General features: G+C 39.3%; 4 protein-coding genes. All 4 read right to left on the bottom strand.

What is annotated here, in order from left to right; genetic code table 11:
- On the bottom strand, positions 1-204 hold a 204-nt coding region (locus A3756_RS25985), incomplete at its 3' end, for an AAA family ATPase (RefSeq protein WP_156490387.1).
- A gap of 57 nt (positions 205-261) precedes the next feature.
- Positions 262-1,530 carry an AarF/ABC1/UbiB kinase family protein gene (locus A3756_RS09590; RefSeq protein ID WP_068553411.1) on the bottom strand — a complete coding sequence of 423 codons (1,269 nt, stop codon included), beginning with the start codon at positions 1,528-1,530 and terminating at the stop codon, positions 262-264.
- Between the two features lie 80 nt (positions 1,531-1,610).
- On the bottom strand, positions 1,611-2,714 hold the full coding sequence (gene dnaN / locus A3756_RS09585; protein ID WP_068507320.1) for a DNA polymerase III subunit beta: 1,104 nt from the start codon (positions 2,712-2,714) through the stop codon (positions 1,611-1,613).
- 81 nt (positions 2,715-2,795) lie between these two features.
- Complete coding sequence (dnaA, locus tag A3756_RS09580) at positions 2,796-4,226, bottom strand: chromosomal replication initiator protein DnaA (RefSeq protein ID WP_068553410.1); 1,431 nt, start codon at positions 4,224-4,226, stop codon at positions 2,796-2,798.
- Between the last annotated feature and the right edge of the window lie 234 nt (positions 4,227-4,460).

Raw genomic sequence — 4,460 nt, 5'->3', positions numbered from 1 at the left:
TCTACTCTTGGCGTCACTATTTATAATATTATCGATATGGCGGGTACGGAAAGAGCGCCCTGTAGAGAGTAAATAAATTGACTCAAGTAAGCTGGTTTTACCCGATGCATTTTCGCCCCAGATAAAATTTAAAGACTTACTAAAAGAAACACTCAGATCGTGGAGGTTTCGAACGCTCTTTATTGATATTGACGATAAGGACATAAATTAACTAAAGGCTCTACGAAAAAGGACATAGAACCATAAATGATGTGCCATATTCTAATGAAGCATATTCAGTCGATCATCAACAAACATATCTAGCTCAGGCGCTAATATATGAACATAGCGATCGAAATACAAAAATTGCTTTAATAACAAAGCAAATTCTCTAGGGAAGTGGATACCATTCTGCTCACCAACCTTAACCATATCCATTAGCACATTATTAATATCATCTTCACCCTGCGTCTCGAACATCGCTGTATCGGGGACCATCACATCTAGTTTATTAAACACTCGACGTAAATCGTTTGCTAAGTCATCAACAATGACATCTTTATCTGTGACACCAATGCGAATCATCGCATCAGCCATACCCTCAAAGTTTCCAATCATAATCGCTGATATAAAGTCTGAAACAGCTTCCCAGGTGCCAGGGTTAATACGACCTACAATACCAAAGTCGATAAAGCCGATACGACCATCTTCGAGAACCATTAAGTTACCTGCATGAACATCAGCGTGGAAAAAGGCACACTGCGTCAAACTAGAGAACCAGGTATTCATTGCTGTGATCAATGTCTTTTCGGGATCGGAGCAGTATTTACGAATTGTATCCAAATCAGTTAGCGATACACCATAAAAACGTTCCATTGTCAGAACTCGTCTCGAGCTAGCGCTTCGATAAACTTTAGGAACGCAAACATCCTCGTGGCCAGCACTATGCAAAAACTCGCTAAACTCATCTAGGTTATTTGCTTCTTTTATAAAATCACACTCTTCCATCATTGTGCGCTGAATTTCTTCAACGACACCAGACATAGATGTCCATGATAGCTTTGGTGCCAGATGTTCAATAATTCTCGCTGAGACATAGAGAAAGTTAAGGTCTGTAAGCAATACATTCTCAACACCTGGCTTTTGAATTTTGATCACTACATCTTCACCCGATACAAGCTTGGCAGCATGAACCTGAGCAATAGAAGCGGATGCTAAAGGAACCGGGTCAACATAAGAATAAACTGCACTCAAAGGCTTACCTAATTCATTTTCAATAATCTTTCGAGCCACAGAAAAAGAAAAAGGCTGGGTACGATCTAAGCAGTTTTGAAATTCTTCAACGTAATCTTGAGGAAAGAAAGTAGGCGAACTTGCGATAAACTGCCCTAACTTAATATAGGTAGCACCTAAGTCTTCAAAAATAGATCTTAATAACTTGGGATTGGGTGGCCGTTTACCGATTAACCATTGAGCACCTGTTTTAGCAAGAATGCCTGTAGTCTGACCAATACGAAAAGTTCCCTTCAATGTATCTGTAAACAATCCCATCGCTTTGTCCTTTTATATTACTATCTGAATTACAACGCTAATAATGAAGAAGCGCCTGTTAGAGTCTTCCCTGCCCTACTCTATAAGCGCATCGGCATGATTACGTATAAGTTTCCATCATTCTCTGAAGACTCTATCAAAGCCGATGAATTTGCATTCAATAGCGTCATTCGAATATTTTCACTCGACAAAACATTCATAACATCAATTAGATAGCTAACATTGAATCCAATCTGTAAATCTTCACCCTGATAATCCACTTCCAAACAATCTTCAGCTTGTTCGTGCTCTGGATTATTAGCAAACACCTGCAATTGATTCTCAGACAAATGTAATTGAATTCCTCGAATATTTTCATGTGAAAGAATACTTGCTCGCGTAAACATATCCTTAAGCGAACTTCTATCCGCATACATAACCTTGTCACCACCCTTAGGAATAACACGGTTATAGTCAGGGAACTTTCCATCGATCAATTTTGAAGTGAATCTATAATTGCCTATCTGTGAATATATATGGCTTTCACCGATAGAAAGCACCACTTCGTCTTCAGAGTCAGATAACAAACGACCGAGCTCAATAATACCTTTTCTCGGTACAATCACCTGCTTGTCTGTATCGCGCTCAAGATCTGTTGCTAGAGATGAAAGTGCGAGACGATGCCCATCCGTTGCAACTAAACGAACGTAACGGTTACCTAGCTCTAACAACATGCCGTTTAAGTAGTAGCGAACATCCTGTTGCGCCATCGCAAAAGAAGTCGCGTCAAGCATCTGTTTAAAGTCACGCTGCATGAAACTCACAGCAATATCGTGAGGAGACTCTTCAGTATTCGGAAACTGATCTGCTGGCAAGGTTGCTAAGGTAAAGTGGCTCTTACCGGAACGAAGGTGCATCTTTTCACCTTCCAGACTTAGCTCAATCACTGCATCATTTGGTAAAGAGCGACAAATATCTACTAACTTACGTGCAGGCAAGGTAATTCTTCCAGCAGTCTCGACTGCGGCGCTATTAAGCGTACAAACTAACTCAACCTCCATATTGGTGCCGGTTAATTCTACTTTACCTGGTTCTGCTTCAAGCAAAATATTCGAAAGCACAGGCATGGTTTGCTTTCGCTCAACAACACCCGAAATAATTTGAAGAGGACTTAGGATTTCTTCACGAGTAATAGTTAATTTCATTTTTTATCTGCTCTTTTAGATCTAGAGTATTGTTAGTAATTTATCATGTATATGAGTAATTAAAGAGAACCCAACGCTTATTTAAGTCGTTAAAATTCTCATAAAGTTATGGTGGTCTTCTCGAATACCTGGGTCATTATCCTTCAATTCAACAACCTTCTTACAAGCATGTAAAACAGTCGTATGATCCCTGCCACCGAAAGCATCGCCTATTTCAGGCAGGCTGTGATTGGTTAGTTCTTTTGCAAGCGCCATAGCCATCTGTCTGGGTCTGGTAACTGAACGGGTACGCCGCTTCGATAACAAATCTGCTACCTTTATTTTATAGTACTCAGCAACAGTTCGCTGTATGTTTTCTATACTAACTTGCTTGTCATGTAGAGCAAGCAAGTCTTTTAGACATTCACGAATAAAAACCGGAGTAATCTCTTCGCCTGTAAAATGAGCATTGGCAGCAACTAGTTTTAAAGCCCCTTCTAGCTCACGAACGTTGGAGCGAATCTTTTGAGCAATAAAGAAAGCCGATTCACTACTAAGATTAACCTTAGTCTGCTCTGCTTTTTTCATCAAAATTGCAACACGGGTTTCTAGTTCAGGCGGCTCAACCATAACGGTAAGTCCCCAGCCAAAACGAGACTTCAAACGTTCTTCCATATTATCAATTTCTTTAGGGTAGCGATCGCAGGTCAATATCATTTGCTGACCGCCTTCTAATAAGGCATTAAAAGTATGGAAAAACTCTTCTTGCGAACGCTCTTTACGTGCAAAGAATTGAATATCATCGATTAGCAAAGCATCAACAGATCGGTAATATCGCTTGAATTCATTGATCGCATTAATCTGCAGAGCTTTAACCATATCGGCAACAAATCGTTCGGAATGAAGGTAAACCACCTTAGCATTAGGATTCTTCTTAACGATTTCATTACCGACAGAATGCATCAAGTGAGTTTTACCCAGACCAACACCACCATAAAGAAATAAAGGGTTATAAGCTCCGCCTGGATTTTCTGCTACCTGGACAGAAGCAGCGCGTGCTAACTGGTTAGATTTACCTTCTACAAAAGTATCAAAAGTAAAATTAGGATTTAAAAAGCTTTGGTGTTTTATAATTGAACCTTCAACTTCAACCCGCCGTTCAACAGGTTTCGATGAAGACAGACCACTTTCGCGAGGCTTATGAGAACTATGTTGGTTAGGTGAAGCAGGGCTAGGCTTTCTTCTGTTGTCTTCAGTTTTAAGCTTTGTACCATTATCAGCTTCTTTAAGACTGCCAATTTTTAGATTGACGGAAGAAATGACTTTGTCATGCCCCATATCTTTAAGTAAGTCGTTTATACGCTGTAAGAACTTTTCTTTAACCCAATCCAATACGAATTTGTTCGGTGCATATAATTGAAGTATACCGTTAACACACTCCCCCTGAAGCGGCCTTAACCAAGTATTATATTGCTGACTAGGCAATTCTTCTTTTAGCTTTTCTAAGCACTCAGACCAGACTTCAGTTTGCACTTGGTACTTTATTCCTATTATTTAGAAAGGGGGGAAATACAACCGTTTTTATTAAGGTGAATTTTAACGGTAAAACGTCGTAACTACTAGCGCTATTTTTAGGTTAATAAGCCGCCTGTTAATAACTTTATATATATATTTCAAATAATTAATAACTTTACACACAAGCTTGTGCACAATTTTACAGCTAATTTTTTTAGTGCTCGATTATTGCAAAAAGTAGTAGAAATAAAT

This window comes from Oleiphilus sp. HI0086 (assembly GCF_001635225.1).
The sequence above is the reverse complement of the archived record's forward strand: the minus strand, read 5'-3'. Positions and strand labels throughout refer to the sequence as shown.

What these genes read in the sequence shown, in the direction of transcription:
- dnaN (WP_068507320.1), bottom strand. Translation starts at nt 2,714, where the DNA reads ATGAAATTAACTATTACTCGTGAAGAAATCCTAAGTCCTCTTCAAATT.
- A3756_RS09590 (WP_068553411.1), bottom strand. Translation starts at nt 1,530, where the DNA reads ATGGGATTGTTTACAGATACATTGAAGGGAACTTTTCGTATTGGTCAG.